18 protein-coding genes are annotated in these 19,332 nt (G+C 42.9%); 8 read left to right on the top strand and 10 right to left on the bottom strand.

The genetic code is table 11. The features are described 5' to 3' along the window. The first annotated feature begins 9 nt into the window (after nucleotides 1-9). Nucleotides 10-1,488 (top strand): tripartite tricarboxylate transporter permease, encoded by a 1,479-nt coding sequence (locus HC752_RS12105; RefSeq protein ID WP_190335387.1) that lies wholly within the window; start codon nucleotides 10-12, stop codon nucleotides 1,486-1,488. A 129-nt stretch (nucleotides 1,489-1,617) separates the two neighbouring features. Here the strand turns inward: HC752_RS12105 and HC752_RS12100 are convergent, their stop codons facing one another. Next, the gene (locus HC752_RS12100) at nucleotides 1,618-2,337 is read right to left on the bottom strand and encodes a helix-turn-helix transcriptional regulator (protein WP_190335386.1); all 720 of its coding nucleotides are present in this window, start codon (nucleotides 2,335-2,337) and stop codon (nucleotides 1,618-1,620) included. 325 nt (nucleotides 2,338-2,662) lie between these two features. Here HC752_RS12100 and HC752_RS12095 point away from each other — a divergent pair, with 325 nt between their 5' ends. The 4 genes from HC752_RS12095 to HC752_RS12080 all read left to right on the top strand — a co-directional run bounded on the left by HC752_RS12095 (nucleotide 2,663) and on the right by HC752_RS12080 (nucleotide 6,688). Then, a complete protein-coding gene (locus HC752_RS12095; RefSeq protein WP_190335385.1) occupies nucleotides 2,663-3,157 on the top strand; it encodes a hypothetical protein in 495 nt (164 codons plus the stop codon). 137 nt (nucleotides 3,158-3,294) lie between these two features. Further along, entirely contained in the window at nucleotides 3,295-4,914 is a 1,620-nt protein-coding gene (locus HC752_RS12090) for an ABC transporter ATP-binding protein (RefSeq protein WP_190335384.1), read from the top strand. Nucleotides 4,915-5,063: 149 nt separating this feature from the next. Next, nucleotides 5,064-6,233 (top strand): GGDEF domain-containing protein, encoded by a 1,170-nt coding sequence (locus tag HC752_RS12085; protein ID WP_190335383.1) that lies wholly within the window; start codon nucleotides 5,064-5,066, stop codon nucleotides 6,231-6,233. Nucleotides 6,234-6,430: 197 nt separating this feature from the next. Next, nucleotides 6,431-6,688, top strand: a complete 258-nt coding sequence (locus HC752_RS12080) for a DUF3081 family protein (protein ID WP_190335382.1) — start codon at nucleotides 6,431-6,433, stop codon at nucleotides 6,686-6,688. Between the two features lie 48 nt (nucleotides 6,689-6,736). Here the strand turns inward: HC752_RS12080 and HC752_RS12075 are convergent, their stop codons facing one another. Together HC752_RS12075 and HC752_RS12070 are read right to left on the bottom strand one after the other, a co-directional pair. Then, entirely contained in the window at nucleotides 6,737-7,636 is a 900-nt protein-coding gene (locus tag HC752_RS12075; protein WP_190335381.1) for a LysR family transcriptional regulator, read from the bottom strand. A gap of 316 nt (nucleotides 7,637-7,952) precedes the next feature. Then, entirely contained in the window at nucleotides 7,953-8,321 is a 369-nt protein-coding gene (locus tag HC752_RS12070) for a PilZ domain-containing protein (protein WP_190335380.1), read from the bottom strand. A 597-nt stretch (nucleotides 8,322-8,918) separates the two neighbouring features. Here HC752_RS12070 and HC752_RS12065 point away from each other — a divergent pair. The 3 genes from HC752_RS12065 (at nucleotide 8,919) to HC752_RS12055 (ending at nucleotide 13,963) form a co-directional block, all read left to right on the top strand. Further along, a complete protein-coding gene (locus HC752_RS12065; RefSeq protein ID WP_190335589.1) occupies nucleotides 8,919-9,557 on the top strand; it encodes a 2OG-Fe dioxygenase family protein in 639 nt (212 codons plus the stop codon). Then, nucleotides 9,535-10,776, top strand: coding sequence for a cysteine desulfurase-like protein (locus HC752_RS12060; protein WP_190335379.1), 1,242 nt, complete (start codon nucleotides 9,535-9,537; stop codon nucleotides 10,774-10,776). Before HC752_RS12065 ends, HC752_RS12060 begins: the two co-directional genes overlap by 23 nt. A gap of 445 nt (nucleotides 10,777-11,221) precedes the next feature. Then, a complete protein-coding gene (locus HC752_RS12055; RefSeq protein WP_190335378.1) occupies nucleotides 11,222-13,963 on the top strand; it encodes an immune inhibitor A domain-containing protein in 2,742 nt (913 codons plus the stop codon). A gap of 59 nt (nucleotides 13,964-14,022) precedes the next feature. On the opposite strand, the gene HC752_RS12050 is transcribed toward HC752_RS12055, so the two are convergent. The 7 genes from HC752_RS12050 to HC752_RS12020 form a co-directional block, all read right to left on the bottom strand. Next, nucleotides 14,023-14,376: a hypothetical protein gene (locus HC752_RS12050; protein ID WP_190335377.1), complete on the bottom strand. Its 354-nt coding sequence runs from the start codon at nucleotides 14,374-14,376 to the stop codon at nucleotides 14,023-14,025. 13 nt (nucleotides 14,377-14,389) lie between these two features. Next, nucleotides 14,390-14,875: a hypothetical protein gene (locus HC752_RS12045; RefSeq protein ID WP_190335376.1), complete on the bottom strand. Its 486-nt coding sequence runs from the start codon at nucleotides 14,873-14,875 to the stop codon at nucleotides 14,390-14,392. A gap of 82 nt (nucleotides 14,876-14,957) precedes the next feature. Next, nucleotides 14,958-15,266 (bottom strand): hypothetical protein, encoded by a 309-nt coding sequence (locus HC752_RS12040; protein WP_190335375.1) that lies wholly within the window; start codon nucleotides 15,264-15,266, stop codon nucleotides 14,958-14,960. Between the two features lie 101 nt (nucleotides 15,267-15,367). After that, on the bottom strand, nucleotides 15,368-16,081 hold the full coding sequence (locus HC752_RS12035) for a DUF2799 domain-containing protein (RefSeq protein WP_190335374.1): 714 nt from the start codon (nucleotides 16,079-16,081) through the stop codon (nucleotides 15,368-15,370). Between the two features lie 781 nt (nucleotides 16,082-16,862). Further along, nucleotides 16,863-17,435, bottom strand: a complete 573-nt coding sequence (locus HC752_RS12030; protein WP_190335373.1) for a hypothetical protein — start codon at nucleotides 17,433-17,435, stop codon at nucleotides 16,863-16,865. A 125-nt stretch (nucleotides 17,436-17,560) separates the two neighbouring features. Beyond that, complete coding sequence (locus HC752_RS12025) at nucleotides 17,561-18,073, bottom strand: hypothetical protein (protein WP_190335372.1); 513 nt, start codon at nucleotides 18,071-18,073, stop codon at nucleotides 17,561-17,563. A gap of 187 nt (nucleotides 18,074-18,260) precedes the next feature. Next, nucleotides 18,261-19,034 (bottom strand): hypothetical protein, encoded by a 774-nt coding sequence (locus HC752_RS12020; RefSeq protein ID WP_190335371.1) that lies wholly within the window; start codon nucleotides 19,032-19,034, stop codon nucleotides 18,261-18,263. Between the last annotated feature and the right edge of the window lie 298 nt (nucleotides 19,035-19,332).

Below are 19,332 nucleotides of genomic sequence, written 5' to 3'. Positions count from 1 at the left end.
GGGGATAACATGGAATCATTAATGTTAGGGCTTGCAGAAGTCGGAACCGTTAGCGTACTGAGTGCCATTTTGCTTGGGGCGCTTATTGGCGTGACCATTGGCTCTATCCCCGGCTTGGAACCTGCCGGTGTCATGGCCATTTTGTTGCCAATCAGTTTTTCAATGGAGCCATTAGCCGGTGTCAGTTTGCTGGTGGGGGTGTATGGCGGCGCTTGGTATGGGGGAGCCATTCCCGCCATTTTAATGAACACCCCCGGCACGCCCGTAGCCGTGTTAACCACTTACGATGGCTACCCTATGACCCAACGAGGTGAGGGGAAAAAGGCACTGTCTATCGCGTATTCGGCTTCCTTTGTGGGGGGCTTGGTGAGCATTCTTTCTTTGGTTTTCCTTGCACCTATTTTGTCGCAAGTCGCGACGCATTTTGGCTCGGCCGAGTTTGCCATGCTGGCGTTGTTGGGCATGGTGTTCGTGGTGTTAGCGCATCGCAACCAAGTGCTTGAAGCCGCTATGATGCTCGGGCTCGGTATCTTTTTTGGTTCCGTTGGTGTGGATCGCTCATACAACACCTTAACGTATACCTTTGGGCAAGAATGGCTGCTTGGCGGCATTCCATTGGTTCCAGCGGTGATTGGGTTGTTTGCGATGTCGCAAGCGTTTGTGCTGCTCTCCCAAAAAGGGGGCGACGCCCGCACCACAAAACTCGAAGGGAAAGGGTACTTTTCTGGCTTGATCGCGCTAGCAAAACATAAAATGACCGTTGCCCGCTCCGCGGCACTGGGCGTGGTGATGGGGCTTTTGCCCGGCGTTGGGGAGTTTGGCTCTCAATTCTTCTCTTATACCTTGGCGCAAAAGTTCTCGAAAACACCGGAAAAATTCGGCGATGGCGCTGAAGAAGGGCTGATCGCATCGGAAACGTCCAACAATGCGGTGACGGCATCCGTCATGATCCCACTGCTGGCGTTTGGCATTCCTGCCGACGCGTTAATGGCGATGTTATTGGCGGTATTTATGGTGCACAACTACATTCCCGGTCCGACCCTTTTTGTCGAAAGACCGGAGTTTATTTCTGGCTTGTATTTGTCGCTGCTGCTGATCAATGTGGTGGTCTTTTTGTATTTAACGTTCGCCACTAAGTGGATTGTTAACCTCACTCGCATCCGTGGCAGGTTCATCGGGGCTTTCATCTTAGTATTGGGTTTCATTGGCAGCTACAGCCAGAACTACCAGTTTTCCGATGCCATTATCGCGCTCGGATTTGCTGGGCTCGGTTATGTCTTGAGGAAGAAGGACATTCCCGCAGTCCCTATTGTGCTTGGGCTGGTGTTAGGACCAGTGTTTATGGTGCGAATGCGACAGGCACTCGGGGTAGCCGATGGTGATCTATCGATACTGGTTACGCGCCCAATCGCGGCAACATTATTGGGGCTCACACTGCTCTCTATTGTGGTGTACGCCCTTTCTTTGAAAAAGAAGAAAAAGAGATAAGATTCAGCCCCTGCAATGATGACCATTGCAGGTTTTTCTGCATTTCAACATATCTGTATTTCAACCATAGACAGAGTGATTGAAATAGACAGAGTGATTGAAATGACTGGATACACTAAGGGGCAAACCTTACACCGTGCAATTGTTGCGATACACCAAGCTGGTCAGCTCGACTTTGCTGTTGATTTCCATTTTGGCGAAGATGTGCTGAAGGTGCGTTTTCACGGTGGGTAAACTGCAACATAACTCGTTAGCGATGGCTTTATTGGGCATGCCTTGTAAGGCAAATTGCGCCACCAATCGTTCTTTCTCGGTGAGGGAGTATTGATCGCAAAACGCTTGGTAACTCATGGATTCCGGTGTCGATAAACTCTGATTGAGTGAGAATTCGATGTATCGATGCATGTGGTGCAACTTCATCACATCATCCGTGCCCATGGTATTTTGATTGTTACCGACAAACATAGCGGCACCAGCCACCAGCTTGCCATCCACATGAAAAAAGAGCTCGATGATGTCGTTGATTTTCCATGGGCGAATAAAATCTTTGAAATAAGTATGTGAAGCCCGTTGCTGTGCTGGCACTAAATCGCTCATTTTCACCACTTTAGCCCCAGAAAATCGGAAGTTGGTTGGGTGAAGAGGATCGGTTTTGTAGAAATGATCGAGGTATTCTCGATGCATGGTAGGTTGGATCTTAACCGATTTATAGCAAATCGGTTTCGCTTGCTCGTCGACCAGATAACTCGCCATTTTGGCGAAATTAAACACGCCAGAAAATAAACCCAATAGCTCATCTTGAAACTGGTTTAATTTCTCTAATTGAGTTCCTTGTACTTGGTGTGTCATGGTTATCCAGCCTCCATCAAATCTGCTGTTAAGCCCCATACTATCGGCTTTTCCGTTCACACCACGTTATTTTGATCACACAAACTAAACAACTAATTAAACTATCAATAACATTCTTGTTTTTGAGAAGCCCACTCTTATATTCATAATGGATGAGCCCTTAAATAAATTGACTCAAAGGGAGCACAACCATTCCATCTGCATCACTAAACAACACTTATTAAGGATAAAACGTTATTATTAGCAGTGGAGTTAGAATTATTTGCATTTGATAATGGTTTTCATTTAAATTATTCTTCTACTTTTGTGTAAACGGGATCGGGATATGGATTTAGAACAGTGCTGGGCACGCTTTGTGAAAGCAGAAGAGTTACTAGAACAAGGACACTGGCCTGAGGCACAATACCTGTATAACGATGTATTAGAACATCTCCCAATGTATGTTACGCAAGCCGCTGAAAGTGATGACATCAAACCATGCCAAATGAGCTGCCTGCTCGCGGGGTTAAAAGACGCGGCGATTAGCCAGTCTGAAATCCTAAACAAAATGGGGCAACAACGCGAAGCATTCGACCTGCTCAACCAGACTTATGCGCACATGCAGTTTCTTGCGCTCGAACAGTATGATATTGTTCGTGCTATCGAATCCACGCTGATCCAGCATAGTGAAACAATATTCCGCCATATTGTGGCATTTTGTGTGGCTCAACGTCATGCCAGTTGGCAATTGAAGCTGGATGCCCTTCAAAAAGCACACCATCACTTCAACCAATTAAAACGGTATTCCGAGAGAGCCAGCGCGGTATACACACTGAATTAAAAGGGTCTCACTTATTTGCTATAGCGTAGCGACACCAAATAATAACGACACCAAATAAGCCCTGCCTTGTATAAGGCACCCACAAATTGCTGTAATCATCATCTCGAAAGGTCAACAGACCCTAATAAGGAAGTTCAATGTCACAGTCCCCAATTCTTACCGTTCGCGACCTGTCCGTTACTTTTACGACCAACGATGGTCCCGTATATGCGGTAAAGAATGTTCATTTCGACCTGAAAAAAGGCGAAACATTGGCAATTGTTGGTGAATCAGGTTCAGGAAAGTCAGTATCGACAAACGCGATTATGCGCTTGCTGCCAGACAATTCGATTATTCCAGCTGAAGCCAATATTCAATTTGAAGGGAAATCCATTCTGGATCTTTCTGAAAAAGAAATGCAATCCATTCGCGGTGATCGAATCGGTATGATTTTTCAGGAACCCATGACCTCTTTGAACCCATACATGCGTGTTGGTATTCAGGTCGCAGAAGCCCTAATGTGTCACCGCAAGGTAAGCCAGTCAAAGGCAAAAGAAAGGGTACTTGAACTGTTTAATCTTGTTCATCTTCCCAACCCAGAGACGGCGTACACCAAGTATCCTCATGAATTCTCTGGCGGTCAGTTGCAACGCATCATGATTGCCATGGCGCTCATGAACGAACCAGATCTCTTGATTGCGGACGAACCAACCACAGCCCTTGATGTGACCGTTCAAGCAGAAGTGCTTAACCTAATTAAAGAAATTCAAGAAAAGATGGGCATGGCTATCTTATTCATCACTCACGATTTAGGTGTTGTTAAACACTTTGCTGATCGCGTGATCGTGATGTGTCAAGGCGATGTCGTTGAGGAAGGACAAACCGCAGAATTGTTCAAAAATCCGACTGAAGACTACACAAAAATGCTGATCAACTCGATTCCGCATGGCAGTAAAGATCCCGTCGCAGAAGACGCCATTAATCTTCTCAAAGCAGACGATATTCGCGTTAAGTTCCTTATCAAATCTCACTTTCTTCCGAGCAAGAACCAATACTTTGAAGCCGTTAAAGGCATTTCCCTTGAACTGAAACAAGGTGAAACACTGGGTATTGTCGGTGAATCGGGATCGGGCAAATCCACACTAGGGCGCGCTTTAATTGGCTTACTTCCGTCGGAAGGTAAGATTGCGTATCGCGGTCGCGACATGAGCACACTGTCAGAGAAAGAGAAGTTTGAGCTGAAAAAAGACGTTCAAATGGTTTTCCAAGACCCTTATGGCTCGCTTTCCCCTCGCATGACGGTGGGCGATATCATTACTGAATCCCTAACGGTGCATCAACCTAGTCTGAGCCGCTCCGAGCGCATGACGCGAGCGCGCCGAGCATTGGAAGAAGTCCGTTTAGATCCGCACTCCATTAACCGCTACCCACACGAATTTTCTGGTGGTCAGCGCCAACGTATTGCCATCGCCCGTGCATTGATTCTTGAGCCTTCGTTCATTCTTCTGGATGAGCCTACATCCGCACTTGACCGCTCTGTTCAGCTCACCGTTATCGATTTGTTGAAAGATCTTCAGAAGAAACACAACATCGGCTTCCTCTTCATCAGCCACGATTTGAGTGTGGTTAAAGCACTTTCGGACCGCGTGATGGTGATGCAAAAAGGGGTAGTCATGGAAGAAGGATCGGCAGAAGAAATCTTTAATAATCCTCAGCATGAATACACGCAAAAACTGATTGATGCGTCATTTGATCTTGATGAAGACCTTGTTGCATAACGTAGAAAAATCAAGCTCTTAAATGTTTAAGATGCCCCTCAACAATGAGGGGCATTTTTTATTGCCAAAAAAACCCTACAATTATGAGGTAATTATGTGCGTGTGTACTATGCTTTTAACTACATAATAGAAAAGGCTAGGCTAAATACATGTACAACATGGCAGGTCGAAAGCTAGAAGAAATGGCAGACGTTCGGCTATTGCGCAGAAAACGCACTCTCATCGTTCTCTCTGTTATCGTTTTTATTCTGCTTTCGACATTCGGATTTCTAAGTATACGTAACGAAAATCACTTTCAGGGCTCCATCAACTACATCAGTGCATTGGTTATTTTTTCCAATCTCGCTTGGTTTCTTAGCCGTGGACACTACACGCAAGCCGCCCACATTCTCACTCTTGTTCTTGTTACCCATGCGATCGTTCTGATTCTTACGGGGGGGTTGTCCAAGTCTTCTGTTTATTGGATCTACCCTATTCTGGCAACCATCATCTTTGTAAACTCCGTCAGAGGCGCGGTTTTAGCCACCACGAGTTTCTATGTATTCTGTGTTGTCGCCTTTACTTCCCCCAACTTCCCTTATTTATCCGCGGACTATTCCGAGTTTTCCGTTGGGCGCTTCTTAACAAGCATGTTGGCCTTCTTAACGATTTGCCATTACTTTGCCTATCAATATTGCAAAACCAATCACTATGTACTGTCTCTGTACCAAGAAGGCATTGAAGATTTGGCCTATCGAGATGCCCTTACTGGATTGGCGAATCGATGGAGTTTTGAGAAATGGGCAGAGCCTAAGCTTAGAGAGCTCAGACACAGCTCCAAAATTACGGCGTTGGTCTTTATCGATATTGATAACTTTAAAGAAATTAATGACAATTTTGGTCATTCCGTTGGCGACCGAGTTTTACAAAGCTTTGGGCAAAGGCTTGCTAACAACCTGCGCACAAAAAGCAGAAAAGAACAAAAAGATGAGTTTTCCATCGCCCGATACGCAGGAGATGAATTCGTCGTGTTGCTCTACGATATTCCCAATGCACAAGTACTAGAAAGCATTCTAAGTCGTATCATGTCTTTGTTTAACGATGGTTATCAGGTCAACAATCAAGTCAATTATGTGACGTTAAGTGTGGGTGTGTCGGTATATGGGCAAGACGCTTTTGAGCTTCCCGAATTACTTCGCTGTGCCGATAAAGCCATGTATGCCGCCAAATGTGATGGCAAAAACGACTATGAGTTTTATCACAACATTCAGTCTGGCAGTACAAAAGCCAGCAATGTGAAACCTTTCTGTAGACAAGGTTCAGCATTGAAAGAGTTATGATATCCCTCTAAATGTAAGCAGATAGGCGATCAAGCGGTGCGTTAATTTAAGCAGATTGCTTCCATCGTATCGGTAGGCCCATACTGGCATATCGGAGCACACTATTTCATTTATCGTTTCTTTGCTTTGTTGCATGCCGCCCCCTAATCAGCACGTGGATTCGATGATGACGTTCCTTCATAGCAAGGGGAAATACGATGAAAAACCAGCTAGATATCCTCTTTGTTCTAACGGTATTGGATAAAATTAGGAAAAGTGGACGCAAATCCGAGAATGGCTACGTACTCGAAGGCGTTGAAGCCAGAACAGGTTACGATGAATACACCGTATACTTAGCCACTCCGCAGGTCACCCTGTCTATTTTTTTCCATAACAAATACCAAATCGAATATCAAAAAAAAGAGCACCTCAAAAGCTTTATGAAAAGCCTAGAGGTGATCAATCGCAACTATTAGCTAGAAGCTAGAAGCTAGAAGCTAGCATGCCACGGGTTAGGCTAACGGTTAAAAGTAGTGTGAGATTGCTAAATAACGAGTGCGAATGTGCTCTATGAGCAAGCTCACTTTTTTGGGTGGTTGTCGGGTAAATGGGTAAACAGCGTAAATTCCGAGCTTTTTCCCTACCAGTTCTGGGAAAATATCGACAAGTTCGCCACTTCTAATATCGTGGTACACCAAACAACGAGGCACATAGGCAATTCCATGCCCACCCAGCGCCGCTTTACGAAGCGCGGTGGCGTTATCGGTGGAGAACGATCCTGACACCTTGACAGTATAATTCCCTTTGGCAGATTTAAACTCCCAATCAGACGCACCTGTGGTTTGATAAGCGTATTGTAAACAGTTGTGGCTGGTTAAATCTTCTGGCTTTAGCGGTTTTCCATTTTTAGCAATGTAAGAGGGAGAGGCGCACACTAACCATTGCGAGTCGAGAATATGACGCGCAATCAAACTGGAATCTTCCAGATACCCTGTTCGAATAACGAGATCAAAGCCTCCTTCCACCAAATCAACAAACCGATTATCCAAAGACATATCGACCGCCAGCCCAGGATGCATATTACAGAATTCTGCAACCGCATCCGCCAAGATAAGATCACCAGAAATGCTCGGCACCGACATTTTCACATGCCCACTCACCTTCTCCCCAAAACCGGAAATCACATCCATTGCTTCATTGACGGCTTGATTCACGTTTTTCGCCCCTTGGTACAGGGCTTTTCCCGCTTCGGTTAAGGTGAGTTTTCTGGTAGTGCGATACAGCAGTTGTACGCCGAGCTCTTCTTCAAGCCGCGCGATCCTTTTACTCACGACAGAATTCGTTAAGTCGTTTTGTTCCGCCGCTTTACTGAACGTGCCCAAAGCCACCACTTGATAGAACAATATTAGGTCATCACTACGCATTGAATTCTGTTAATTTTGGAAATAATTTAGGCAATTATTTCCTTAAGTTACAGAAAAAGAAAGGAGCGGCGTCACGTTTGTCTTACTCGGGAGCCACATAACACTCGAGGCGGTTGGCATCGCTTTTGATCGCGCTTCTATTTAGCCTTGACCAAAATGGATTTGAGTTGGGTTTCTATAGGGAAACTTCATTTCAATGCCTCTTGTACCTAGGTGTGTTGACCTTTCGGGAAAGCAAAAAACCCTAATTGACAGCGTCAATCAGGGTTATGTCATTAGAATGTGAGTAGAGCGAAAAAGCGTAAAGCAGTTTTTACTAGGCAGCGAAAGGGCTCTGGTTCTGTTTAGAGAAAAATGTCGGGTACTTTTTCCTAATATGGCGTTGCTCTTCCACCATATTTTTTAAGCTGGGACCTTTAGACAATTGCAAGATAACTTCATCGTTATCGAACCTTAACACGGCACCTTCCACAGAGACATTCATGTTGCCATGCAAACGGAGAGTTCCTGCCATAGTGAGACCACGATAAAGGGACGCCACATTTGCCATTAGAACTCGTATGCCTTTCTCCGACACTTCGCAAATATGGTAATACTGATCTTTAATTCTTAGTACAGGTCTTTCCTGCTTAGGGTATCGCAGACGATAGTATCGACGCTTTTGTTCAACAGATGTCTGGCTCATGATGGTAAATACTCCGTTTCTCACTCAGCGACCGAGTGCCGTAGCCGTTAAAAACTCTAGATCTTGAAAACTTTAGATCTTGAAAACTTTAGCTCTTTAAAACTTTAGCGTGTTGCTGCGACAATAAATCTAAACTTATCACAGTCGCTGCTTACTGTATTAGCGAAAGGTCTATCAAATAATGCTTGTCTCAATAATAAGCATCGGCTGCTCACTGAGAAACTTTAGGGAGAAAGTGTGAAAATCGATGCGAAAAAGGTCCCTGCATTATTTTTCCGCTTAAGCTCAACATTGAAAACGCAATACAGTGGCTGGTTTGGGCAACCCAATCCCCTTTTCCGTGGCAGCAAAAGGAGACCGTTCTACGGAATAACTATTATTAATATCGATTTATGTTAATTTTAAAGATGATTAATCCATAGATAAAATAAAAGTCAGCATTAAAATCCAAAAAATAAGATGATCAGTTTTTAATTCTAGAATTAACGTTTGTATTTAGTTCAATGAATTGAAAATTAATTACTTAGCGGGATAATGGTCTTATTGTTAATTATATGTTAACTGAAAAAGCGATAAGGACACATCATGGAAATGGAAATGGAAATGGAAAACAAGTTTCTCATTGAAGCTTTTCAAACCCCCAGCCACATTGCTGAACACCTTTCATCTTATTTTGATCAACTGCCACCAGACCGATATGTCGACAGCGATCACCGCTATCGCTCTTACGCGAGGTTCCAATCAACCAATCATGGGCTAACTCGGCTCCCCCATTCTACGTTTACGCAATCGTCAGAATTCAATAGAGTCGTCGGGGGCGTTGAGCGCGATTTCGCCAAAATGAATGAAGAAATGGTGACAACGCCGCACTTCCAGCATCTCATCAAATCGTTTATGGAAAGAACAGGCACAGACAAGGACCATTCGGTAGTGGATGTGCATCAAATACGTGTTACCTGTCATTCGGATGTCACCAGTGCCCCAGCACCAGAAGGGATACACCAAGATGGCTACCGATATGTCGGCATTTTCTGCGTTCAGCGAAAAAACATCACCGGCGGATTTACGCAAATTTATGCTTCTCCTGTCGATCAACATCCGCACTTAAACACCGTGCTGGAAGAAAATCAGTTTGTGGTGATCAATGATTCGCGCTTTTTCCACCATATTTCAGAAACGCTTTCTAGCGTAGCAGGCGAAAAGGGAGTACGTGATGTCTTTGTATTTACCGCTTAATCAAGACAGTGTTGAACACCTTAGAGAGCAATTCCCCGCGCTGAGTACGCAGCAAAATGATGTGTCTCCCATCTATTTTGATGGACCCGGCGGCACCCAACTTCCACTCTCTGTTATCGAAGCTTACGGTGCGTATTTAGCGCAAGGTAATTCGAACTTGGGGGGGCGCTTCTCGGTGAGCCACAACACGGTGAGTTTGGTCGATTCATGTAGAGAAAAAGCCGCATCACTTCTTGGCGCGGCATCCAAAGATGAGATCGTCTTTGGGGCGAACATGACGACCATGACGTTTCATTTTAGCCGTGCAATTAGCCAAGATTGGCAAGCTGGCGATGAAATCATTCTAAGTGACGCCGATCATGGGGCAAATCGGTCGTCTTGGGCAATGGCCGCACAATTGAAGGGAGTAAAAGTTCATTACATTCCCATTATCGACAATAGCTGTCATCTGGACTTGGCGGTGTTTCGGTCGCTCTTGAATGAAAAAACACGCTTGGTCGCTGTCACGGCTGCCAGTAACTTATCTGGCACACTGGTAGACATTGAGAAGATCACCCAATTATCAAAAGCAAACGGCAGTGTTGTATTCATTGATGCGGTGCATCTTTTGCCCCACAGAATCCTCGATGTAAGCGCATTAGGTGCGGACTTTGTGGTGAGTTCTGCCTACAAATTTTTTGGACCTCACCTCGGTGTACTATATGGTCGCAAAGACTGTTTAGAAAAATACACACCTTTTAAGGTCGAGCCCGCCCCTACCCACGCACCCAATTGCTGGGAAACGGGCACGTTGAACTTTGAGGCGCTCTCTGCGTTTTCATCCGCCGTGGATTATTTGGCAATGCTTGGACAAGGGGAAGGCCTAAGAGCCCAATTGGAATCGGCCTACGAGAATATTCGGCAGTATGAAGAATCGTTGACGACGTACTTTCTCGCTCACCTCACTGAAGGCCCCTCCATTGAATTGTTTGGTGAGCCAACTTCAACCAACAGAACCGCAACCTTTGCCCTTCGATTCGGCGATCGTGATCCAACAGAAATCGCAACCCATCTTGGCGCGCAGGAAATCTATACTTGGAGCGGTCATTTGTACGCCGATAGATTGACCGATGCGCTAGGTGTGACTGACAAAGGCGGCATTTTGCGAGTCGGGCTAATGCACTACAATACCAAAGCTGAAATCGACCGATTCTTTCTTGCATTGCGCCGCGTGCTTTAATTGCTAACGCATTAGGGTCAGATTTCAGCCGCTTGAAATCACTTGAAGTCACTGGGTATATGACTTAACCACAAATTTAAGCCAGCATCATTTTGCTGGCTTTTTTGATCCATTGGAATTTGTGCAATGAATTTTAAATTTTATGTAAATAATCCCATTTTCAACACACACACCATAAACCGTACCCCATTTCGTGCTCATATTTAAGAAATAGAACCATTACCAAAATTTTAAAAAAATACTTCAACTAGTTTAACACCACTTATTAAACATATTATGCCGAGAATATATTCGGTAATTTGGAATAAATAGTCACATTATATTTCCATCGTTCACTCATATAAAAGTGAATCCAATAGTCTGAAATCCATTCAGTCTCAACTACGGGGGGAACAATAAAGAAAAAAAGGAAGTGTAAATAAAAACAATCATTAAGGAATATAAAATGGTAACTTTTAAAAACACTATGCTGCTGGTCTCATCGCTGGCAGTAGTCAGTGGAATATCTTACGCCAATACTCCGGTCGATATGGGTGTTGTTAATGAAGAAAGAATAGCGGATATGCTTATTCGCTCTGGAAAACTCAGTAAAGATGCGACACAAATAGGAAAAGAAGAGGCAGTAAATAACTTCTTAAATACAAAACTTAACTCTCATAAAAATGGCGACGCTCAATTTGGTAAAAAAGCGCTTGAGCAGAGAAATAAGATCTTTAAATCGTTAGCAAATAAGAAAGGGAAGAAACTGAAAGCCATTTCTTTTTCCCCTGGCTCGGTTACGATTAAAAGAACGGACAAAGTCATCGCTTTGATGATCGACTTTCCCGACCTGCCGTGGGATAACAACAGAGTCACCGATAAGCATACCGATATGCTTTATGACTCCTATCCAGTTTCGCATTACTCTAATTTGTTGTTTTCCCCTTCAGGCTACGAAGGACCAAATGGCGAAAATATTATTTCCATGAGGCAATACTACGAGCAAGAATCCGGTGGAACCTATTCGGTGACGGGTGAGGGATTTGGGTGGTATAGAGCGTCCAAAGATGCTGCTTATTACGGTGGGAGTAACGACAGTCATGCTCGTGAATTAGTGCGTGAAGCGCTAAACCAGCTTGCGAATGATCCGAGTGTCAACTTAGCTGACTACGACATTGAAGATAGATACGACTACGACGGCGATGGCGATTACCGCGAACCCGATGGGCTGATCGACCACCTTATGATCTTCCACTCCTCGGTCGGTGAGGAAGCTGGGGGTGGTGTTTTAGGTGAAGACGCGATTTGGTCTCACCGTTGGGACTTGGGCTCTGTTTACTTACTTCCAGGCACTTCCAGTACGTTACCTGATCGCTTCAATGGGCAATACGCTGCATTTGATTACACCATTCAACCGCTTGATGCTGCCGTCGGGGTCGCAGCACATGAATACGCGCACGACTTAGGTTTACCCGACGAGTATGACACACAGAGATCAGGCAAAGGCGAACCCGTTGCCTATTGGTCTATTATGTCTTCCGGCAGTTGGGCTGGCGAGCTCGGTGGAATTCGACCCACTGCTTTCAGTTCCTATGCCAAAGAGTTCTTGCAAGAATCGATCGGCGGACGCTGGTTGAACACGACACAATTCTCACTTGATGACGTAGCCGAGAAACCTCGCTACCTCACGTTATTTGAAACCACAGATAACCTTCGCCCGAATATGGTGAAAATAGAGTTACCCACGAAAATATCCGACGGCGTAAAACCGTTTAACGGTGAGTATGCTTTCTACTCCCAAAAAGGAGACAACCTCAACAACAGCATGAGCCGTAACCTCACCGTTCCTTCCGGTGGTTCAGTGACGCTCTCTTTTAAAGCGTGGTACCAGATAGAGGTGGACTACGATTACGCCCGAGTATTGGTAAACGGCACCCAAATCGCGGGGAACATCACCACCACTCAAGACCCTTATAATACGGGGCTGGTGCCGGCTATTACAGGGGATTCTAAAGGGTGGGTAGACGCCAGTTTTGATGTATCGGCATGGGCAGGCAGCGAGATTACCCTCACGTTTGACTATGTCACCGATGGCGGCTTGGCTATGGAAGGTCTGTACGTTGATAACATTACTTTTGAGGTCGACGGAGAGACACGTGGCATTGATGATGCCGAAGGTACGAGCACATTTGCTTTCAGTGGCTTCAGCAAAAATAACGGTTTCCACCTAGCGGACCACTATTACTTGCTCCAATGGCGCAGCCACGATGGCGTCGACAAAGGGCTCAAGAATATTCGCAAAATTGAACAGCTGATTTCTTACGATCCGGGCTTGCTCGTGTGGTATGTCGATAATTCCTTTACCGACAACTGGGTTGGGTTGCATCCAGGCGAAGGCTGGCTTGGGGTTGTCGATGCCGACCAAACTCCGTTTATTTGGTCTGATGGTGAAGTAGCAAGATCGCGTTACCAAGTTCGCGATGCCGCCTTTTCTTTAGAAAACAATTCGCCGCTCGTTTTGGTTGATGCGAAGGGCAACGTACTGCAAGACACCAACCTCATGCCCAATAGGGTGTTTGATGATAAAGAGGACTATTCTTCTCCCGATGCCCCACATGCTGGACGTAAAGTGATGGAATATGGTTTGTCTGTAAGATTGATCCATCAATCCCCCGATAACAGCTACGGCGTGGTACAGGTTTCTTACGATAAACCCAATAACGCACCAATAGCCGATTTCGTCTTACAAGTAGAAGGCATGAACGTCACTTCATCTAACGTAAGCCGTGACCCCGATGGTCAGATTGTTAGTTACTTGTGGGACTTTGGCAACGGTCAAACCAGTACTGAAGCCAACCCGAGCTGGCGCTACTCTAAAGCGGGTGAATATACGGTCGTACTTACGGTGACTGATGACCAAGGTGCAACCGCCAGTCATTCAGAAACGATAGAGATTGTCGCAGCGGCCAATGAACCGCCTGTCGCACAGGGCGGCTATTTCCCACTTTTCGGGCATTACGCCTTGCTGTACTCCACAAGCTACGATCCGGATGGGCACATCGTGAAGACTCGCTGGAAATTGGGTAAGAAACATATTCAATTTGGCATTGTCATTTTCACCCGACTACCCGCTAACATCGACGCCGTTAAGCTCACAGTAACTGATAACGAAGGTGCAAGAGACTCCACCCAAATTCGATTAGATTAAAAAGAAGGGCCTTTAAACGACAAAAGCCAGCGATGGCTGGCTTTTGTTATTTTCATATTTTAATGTGGGTAGTTTACGACATAGATAATTTCATCGCCTTCATTAGTACATTTGTTTGTTCCAACAAGTTTTATCGACTTATTTGCTGCCCAAGCAGTAAGCAGCATTGAGTATTTGTATTTGAAGACATCACCCGAAATATCAAATTCTTGTAACCTCAATAACTGCCTTTTCACACAGGAAGGAACATCTGTCTTCACGACTGACAGCGGTTTGATATACAGTGAACCACCATACCAATATGGTTGAAAAGTACCTGTATAGCTTCCTGCCATCGTTTTGAAACAAGAAAAAGACAGCAATACTAAAATAGAAATACGTACCGATTGTCGGTTGAAGAAACGCTTTAACATGAGCTATTTACCTTTATTTATCTGAAACCACATACACCACTTTACAAGTGCTTGAATCCGAGTTTGTCCTTATCCAGACAGGATGCTCGGTTGTATGAGCCGCAAGGAGCAATGAGTACACCGCATCATAATTTTTGTTGCTAATATCTAGCTGGATGTAACCACTTTTTCCGGCATCACAGGTTAAATTCGCTTCATTTCCAGACGTGCCAATCACAGAGTGCCCATCGGCATTAATGTATAATCGGCTCACTTTAACGCCAGTACAACTGTACCCGCTGCAGTCAGCGAACGATTGAAAAGACAAAAGCGAGAAGAATAAAGCCGCAATAAACGTTTTCATTCTACCCACCGCATGACACATACGATTACCGCCAATATATGAACCTGAATGACCTTCTTTATCGGATCCAATACTGCCCACTTGTTTGGTGGTGTATTTTGCATAAGAAAATGCAACCCCTTTCAAAGGTGAGAATAGAAATGCGTATTTTTTCATTTGCTTTTACCTACTCATTAAAGAAACTAGTAACTGAGGAGAACCATTCTATCTCCAATCTCTATGCTTCAAATAAACGGAATCACTGAATATGGAGCCCACGGGCTGTACACAATTCACCCGACTTCGAATAATCGATTCGTACGATTTTGAAACCCGCCGTTTTGGCCGTAAGCACTTGAGAGAATATCGCCTTTCCAGCTTCAGTCGATAAATCTATATACATAATGCCCCACTTGCATTCTTGCAGCCCTTCCGTCGTATAAAAACCCGCTTTAGCAGAACCTTCTGAAAACGTTCTCAAAACAGTTTTAGATCCCAATATTTGCTCTGCCTGAACAAACACAGAGAGGGTAGCAAGTGCTACAGCAAGCAACGTTTTTGCTTTCATATTACGTTTTCCTATTTTATTTCAATGAATTATAAAATTACGGTAAATAAGTTCGCAGAAATACTAATGAATGGATGTTGACCCATCAATTCACATCTGTATTAAAACAAGTCAACAATGGATTTGATAGTAGTAGCGCCCCTCCCTACTTTTCGTAGAGTTTCATAAACATTCTGTTGCTTATTGAGAGCATTTAAACGTTTATTTAAATCCTCTTTTTGAGTAGCCGAAACATCACTTTTCGACAATTCTTTCACTATTTCTTGCTTTTCCTTTTCTATTTTATGTAACTCTAATTCTATCTCGTACTTCTTGGTATCATATTTGGCGTATTCGAGGTTGTCTCTCGTCTTAGAAAGTTCTGATTGGTAGGTTACTCTGTCTGAATCACTAATATTGGCATCTTTAAGCCGTGCAGAATAATCATATATGAGTCTTTGATATTGCTGTTGTTTTGACTGAGCTTTCGCTAAATTATTGTACGGCGTGTAACCGAATAAAAACTGCGAGGAAAGTTCCGTAGGGCAAACATTGTAATAGTCTTGATTAGCCAGACCGAGAGCCACCCCGTTCTCGTAAGTACAATACGATTTTAGCCCCTCATTGCGACCTTGGTTATAGCGTTCAAGATCCAATTGAACAGAATACTCTGAACAATCTTTATTGTAGTCGGCTGCCTGATTGCTTTTACCTTTTTGACCATCTCGAAGCCCCAATTGATACCAATCTCCAAGCAAGCATTCTTCTTCACTAATGGAAGAGCAACCTGATAAAGCACCAATGACGAACAAAGAGAGTACGAGATTCTTTCTCATATTATTAAATTCCTTTAATATTATTTTAGCTCAATCGCTTAAGGGTTATCGAGTTACTCCTTCCAAACGCTCAAGTGAGGCAAGGTGCGAGCCACATAAACATTCTTGCTACATAAGGGCTGAAGAGCAGATAAAAATATCAACCAGCGTAGCTAGAGCAGTTTTAGGAGAACCCTACCTTTTTTGACTCACTCATCAACCCGAATAGCGACCGATTTTATAGTGTCTATGCCACCTTTTTTTGGGGGCATAATATACGAGACGTATGCTCGTAGAAATACTAATGAATTGGCGTTTATCCATCAATTCATGCTTGGAGGTTTGATTAAAAAACGAGAGCGAATAGACGATTTTAGGATGTAAAAATAGAAAAAATAAAGAATATAAAAGATAGGCACTTTTAGAAAAACCATATAGAGATTTACTTAACCGGCATTAAAGTAGAACCCTTTTAACAGCGCAGTATTAGTGTGTATTGGACATGTCTCTGGCTATCGTTTCTATAAAATGCCATACATACGACTTTGATACACACAATCACAGTGAGACGAAGTATCTACATGAATAAAGATTGTCCCGTCTGTATATTGATGCATTTGAGTTGTCCTCCCAGTGATACTGCACTGTTTTTAATACACTACAATACTAAATAGTGTAAGTAAAATTGCTAAAGCCTTTTCCACTTTACTTCTAATTACAGAATTCCAATTATCATCTTCTAATATGTCATTGATGATTATCTATTTTTAAAAAATCGTAATGAAGTGCCTATCTATTTTATTTATCGTTCATTATTTCCCCACCAATTCTCACCCCAATAATATTTCGCTCCCACAGCATTTGGATTACAACCACTGTGTTCATAAAAATATTTCTTTATATCTTCGTAGCTGGTATTGAAGTAGCATTCTAACCTACCAAGGAAACCAGTTACAATTATCACTTCCTCTTCTAACACATGGAGAATCAAATCAAAACTTGACGAGAATAAAATGTAGTTCTCATAGTACAACCCATCTTTCTCAATCATAAAGTTTCTGAAATCATCGGCATCACTAAATGTGAAAGGTATGAAATCACTATCCAGCCTATCTAAATAAAGTGATTTTTCGGGGAGTATGTAAAAGTCCTGAGAAAAATCCCTATTAATATAAGAAATAATTGCGTCATCTATATTCATTCCACCTTCATATAATATAAAGGTTTCATAGTTCCTTATTTTAAGCCACCGCTTATTAATATGCCAAAAGTCACCATATTGGAATTGATCGTCATCATTCCCTGAAGAAAACACTTCAAATATTAACCGTTTTAAAGATCTTAACTTATCTTCCCTAATCGCCATCATTGTCATATTCGCCAACATAAACATAAAACATAAAAGGACAGTCCCTGAGGGATCCCCACGAACTCAAACTGTAACCCTTTGATTATTCGATAGGTCATCCAGTATTTTCCCGAGCATGTTTCTCCAAACATCTATTGATATGCGCAACAATGGCATCCAGCATCAGTGACAATAATAAGTTGACTAGAAGACGGTAGTAACAGTTTGAGAATGACCAAAAAATCAGAATGTGTCTTGGCGGTCTCTTTCGTTTCCAATGAATGAACTTCTTCATAAAGCGTTAGGGCTCGACCTTCGAATGACAAAGAGGCACGGATAAGAAAGAGTGTTTTTTGCTTATTTAAATCAGACCAATCAACATGAATGATGGCAGTCTTCAAGTGGGAGGTAAGCAGGGTAACAATATGTTTATAAATAACAATTTTTGACCGACTCAAGTGGCGGTTAGAGCACAGTCTATCCGCTCTTTTTATCGAGTGTTTTTCATAGGCATGAGTAGAAATACCTCGTCCAATGGATGTGACAGAAAGAAAGCTACCGGAAAGAACACTTTCAACGCAGGCTCTCAGTGCATTAGCTCTCGCTTTATGCATGTTGCCAAAGATTGAATTGAGAAAAAGCGATACGATAGTATTTACATTCATGGTGCTGTTCCTTCTAGGGTGATAAGCAAATTTGTTGTGGTGATAAACTTGCGATCACAAAGCACCATGAATGTTCCTAACCAAATGAATCTATTTGCTATTTGTCTCAAATTTAAGGGGATACCTCAGGGACTGTCCCACTTATTTGTATCACCAGTACTTTTAACTATTTTTCCTATACACATCTCTACTTAGCTTGATTTTTGAAGTATTTTGCTTGTTCCAACCAATCACTATTAGGGTAAGCAGCTATGAAATCGTCAAATGCCTCAACTGTCCCAATACGTTTAGCTTCATTTAGAGCGGCCTTGTCTCGATAATAGATAATCGCATTTGTGTATCTATTCTTTATATTTATGCTTAGAAATTTCTGATATTGTTCCAACTCATCTACTTTTAAAAGGCGGTCATATTCAGACTGTAGGTCATAGGAAAATCTTGAAACAGACAGCGATTCCATAATTTTTTTACCGACAGACAACCACTTCTTAGACAATTCTTCGGTTGTATTAAAGTTAACTGTCAAATACCGCTCATTGACTGAAGTACCATACATAATATTGTGAACTTTAGTGTCTATAGTGGGCGTAATTAGCTCCATCACCATGAATTTTTGACCATTTTTCTCTACTACTTCATCTCTTATCCATATTGCTTCTGGATAGTTTTTTCTAAACGATTCTGATAAATATTTATGTGCCTTTATGATCTGAGAAGGTTTTAATGGCTTATCTGTATAGTGAAAAGCCAACGTAACGCTCGCAGTTTCATCACCGAGGACTTCAATAGGCTTATTCTTGGAAGGGTACTTAATTTCAATCAGCTCATCCGAAAGCTGAGCAAAGCTCTTGGGTGCTAAAACGGATACTTTTCCATTTAAAGCTTCATAGTTAGTTAAATCTACTGCCCAAGTTGGAAGACTTAAAATTAGCAAACCTAAAATAATCAGTATTTTGTTCACGTCAACTCCTTGTTTAAGAACTCAATATAAAACCATCGCTCCACTTCAAGATTTTTCTAAAAGTGTTTGTCCCTTTTATTTTTACATTCCAATCTCATTTGGAATTATCCCCAAGATTATTTCGTGTTTTTTCTATTCGCTAATTCTATTCTTTAAAATAAAGTAGTATATCTCAGGGACAGTCACTTTAAGAAAAACCGACTTCTATCAATTACATAACCATGATTGAACTGCCACAAATTCAAATCTGAGTGCTGTTCTATTCGATGCAATAAGAATAGTGTAATAATCACACACT

Origin of the sequence: Vibrio sp. S9_S30 (assembly GCF_014694455.1) — a bacterium.
In the GTDB taxonomy this organism is placed as follows: Bacteria; Pseudomonadota; Gammaproteobacteria; order Enterobacterales; family Vibrionaceae; genus Vibrio.
This window is presented reverse-complemented; position numbering and strand designations above follow the sequence as displayed.

What these genes read in the sequence shown, in the direction of transcription:
- HC752_RS12095 (WP_190335385.1), top strand. Translation starts at nt 2,663, where the DNA reads ATGGATTTAGAACAGTGCTGGGCACGCTTTGTGAAAGCAGAAGAGTTA.
- HC752_RS12100 (WP_190335386.1), bottom strand. Translation starts at nt 2,337, where the DNA reads ATGACACACCAAGTACAAGGAACTCAATTAGAGAAATTAAACCAGTTT.
- HC752_RS12105 (WP_190335387.1), top strand. Translation starts at nt 10, where the DNA reads ATGGAATCATTAATGTTAGGGCTTGCAGAAGTCGGAACCGTTAGCGTA.
- HC752_RS12030 (WP_190335373.1), bottom strand. Translation starts at nt 17,435, where the DNA reads ATGACAATGATGGCGATTAGGGAAGATAAGTTAAGATCTTTAAAACGG.
- HC752_RS12025 (WP_190335372.1), bottom strand. Translation starts at nt 18,073, where the DNA reads ATGAATGTAAATACTATCGTATCGCTTTTTCTCAATTCAATCTTTGGC.
- HC752_RS12055 (WP_190335378.1), top strand. Translation starts at nt 11,222, where the DNA reads ATGGTAACTTTTAAAAACACTATGCTGCTGGTCTCATCGCTGGCAGTA.
- HC752_RS12070 (WP_190335380.1), bottom strand. Translation starts at nt 8,321, where the DNA reads ATGAGCCAGACATCTGTTGAACAAAAGCGTCGATACTATCGTCTGCGA.
- HC752_RS12035 (WP_190335374.1), bottom strand. Translation starts at nt 16,081, where the DNA reads ATGAGAAAGAATCTCGTACTCTCTTTGTTCGTCATTGGTGCTTTATCA.
- HC752_RS12075 (WP_190335381.1), bottom strand. Translation starts at nt 7,636, where the DNA reads ATGCGTAGTGATGACCTAATATTGTTCTATCAAGTGGTGGCTTTGGGC.
- HC752_RS12040 (WP_190335375.1), bottom strand. Translation starts at nt 15,266, where the DNA reads ATGAAAGCAAAAACGTTGCTTGCTGTAGCACTTGCTACCCTCTCTGTG.
- HC752_RS12085 (WP_190335383.1), top strand. Translation starts at nt 5,064, where the DNA reads ATGTACAACATGGCAGGTCGAAAGCTAGAAGAAATGGCAGACGTTCGG.
- HC752_RS12080 (WP_190335382.1), top strand. Translation starts at nt 6,431, where the DNA reads ATGAAAAACCAGCTAGATATCCTCTTTGTTCTAACGGTATTGGATAAA.
- HC752_RS12090 (WP_190335384.1), top strand. Translation starts at nt 3,295, where the DNA reads ATGTCACAGTCCCCAATTCTTACCGTTCGCGACCTGTCCGTTACTTTT.
- HC752_RS12050 (WP_190335377.1), bottom strand. Translation starts at nt 14,376, where the DNA reads ATGTTAAAGCGTTTCTTCAACCGACAATCGGTACGTATTTCTATTTTA.
- HC752_RS12065 (WP_190335589.1), top strand. Translation starts at nt 8,919, where the DNA reads ATGGAAATGGAAAACAAGTTTCTCATTGAAGCTTTTCAAACCCCCAGC.
- HC752_RS12045 (WP_190335376.1), bottom strand. Translation starts at nt 14,875, where the DNA reads ATGAAAAAATACGCATTTCTATTCTCACCTTTGAAAGGGGTTGCATTT.
- HC752_RS12060 (WP_190335379.1), top strand. Translation starts at nt 9,535, where the DNA reads ATGTCTTTGTATTTACCGCTTAATCAAGACAGTGTTGAACACCTTAGA.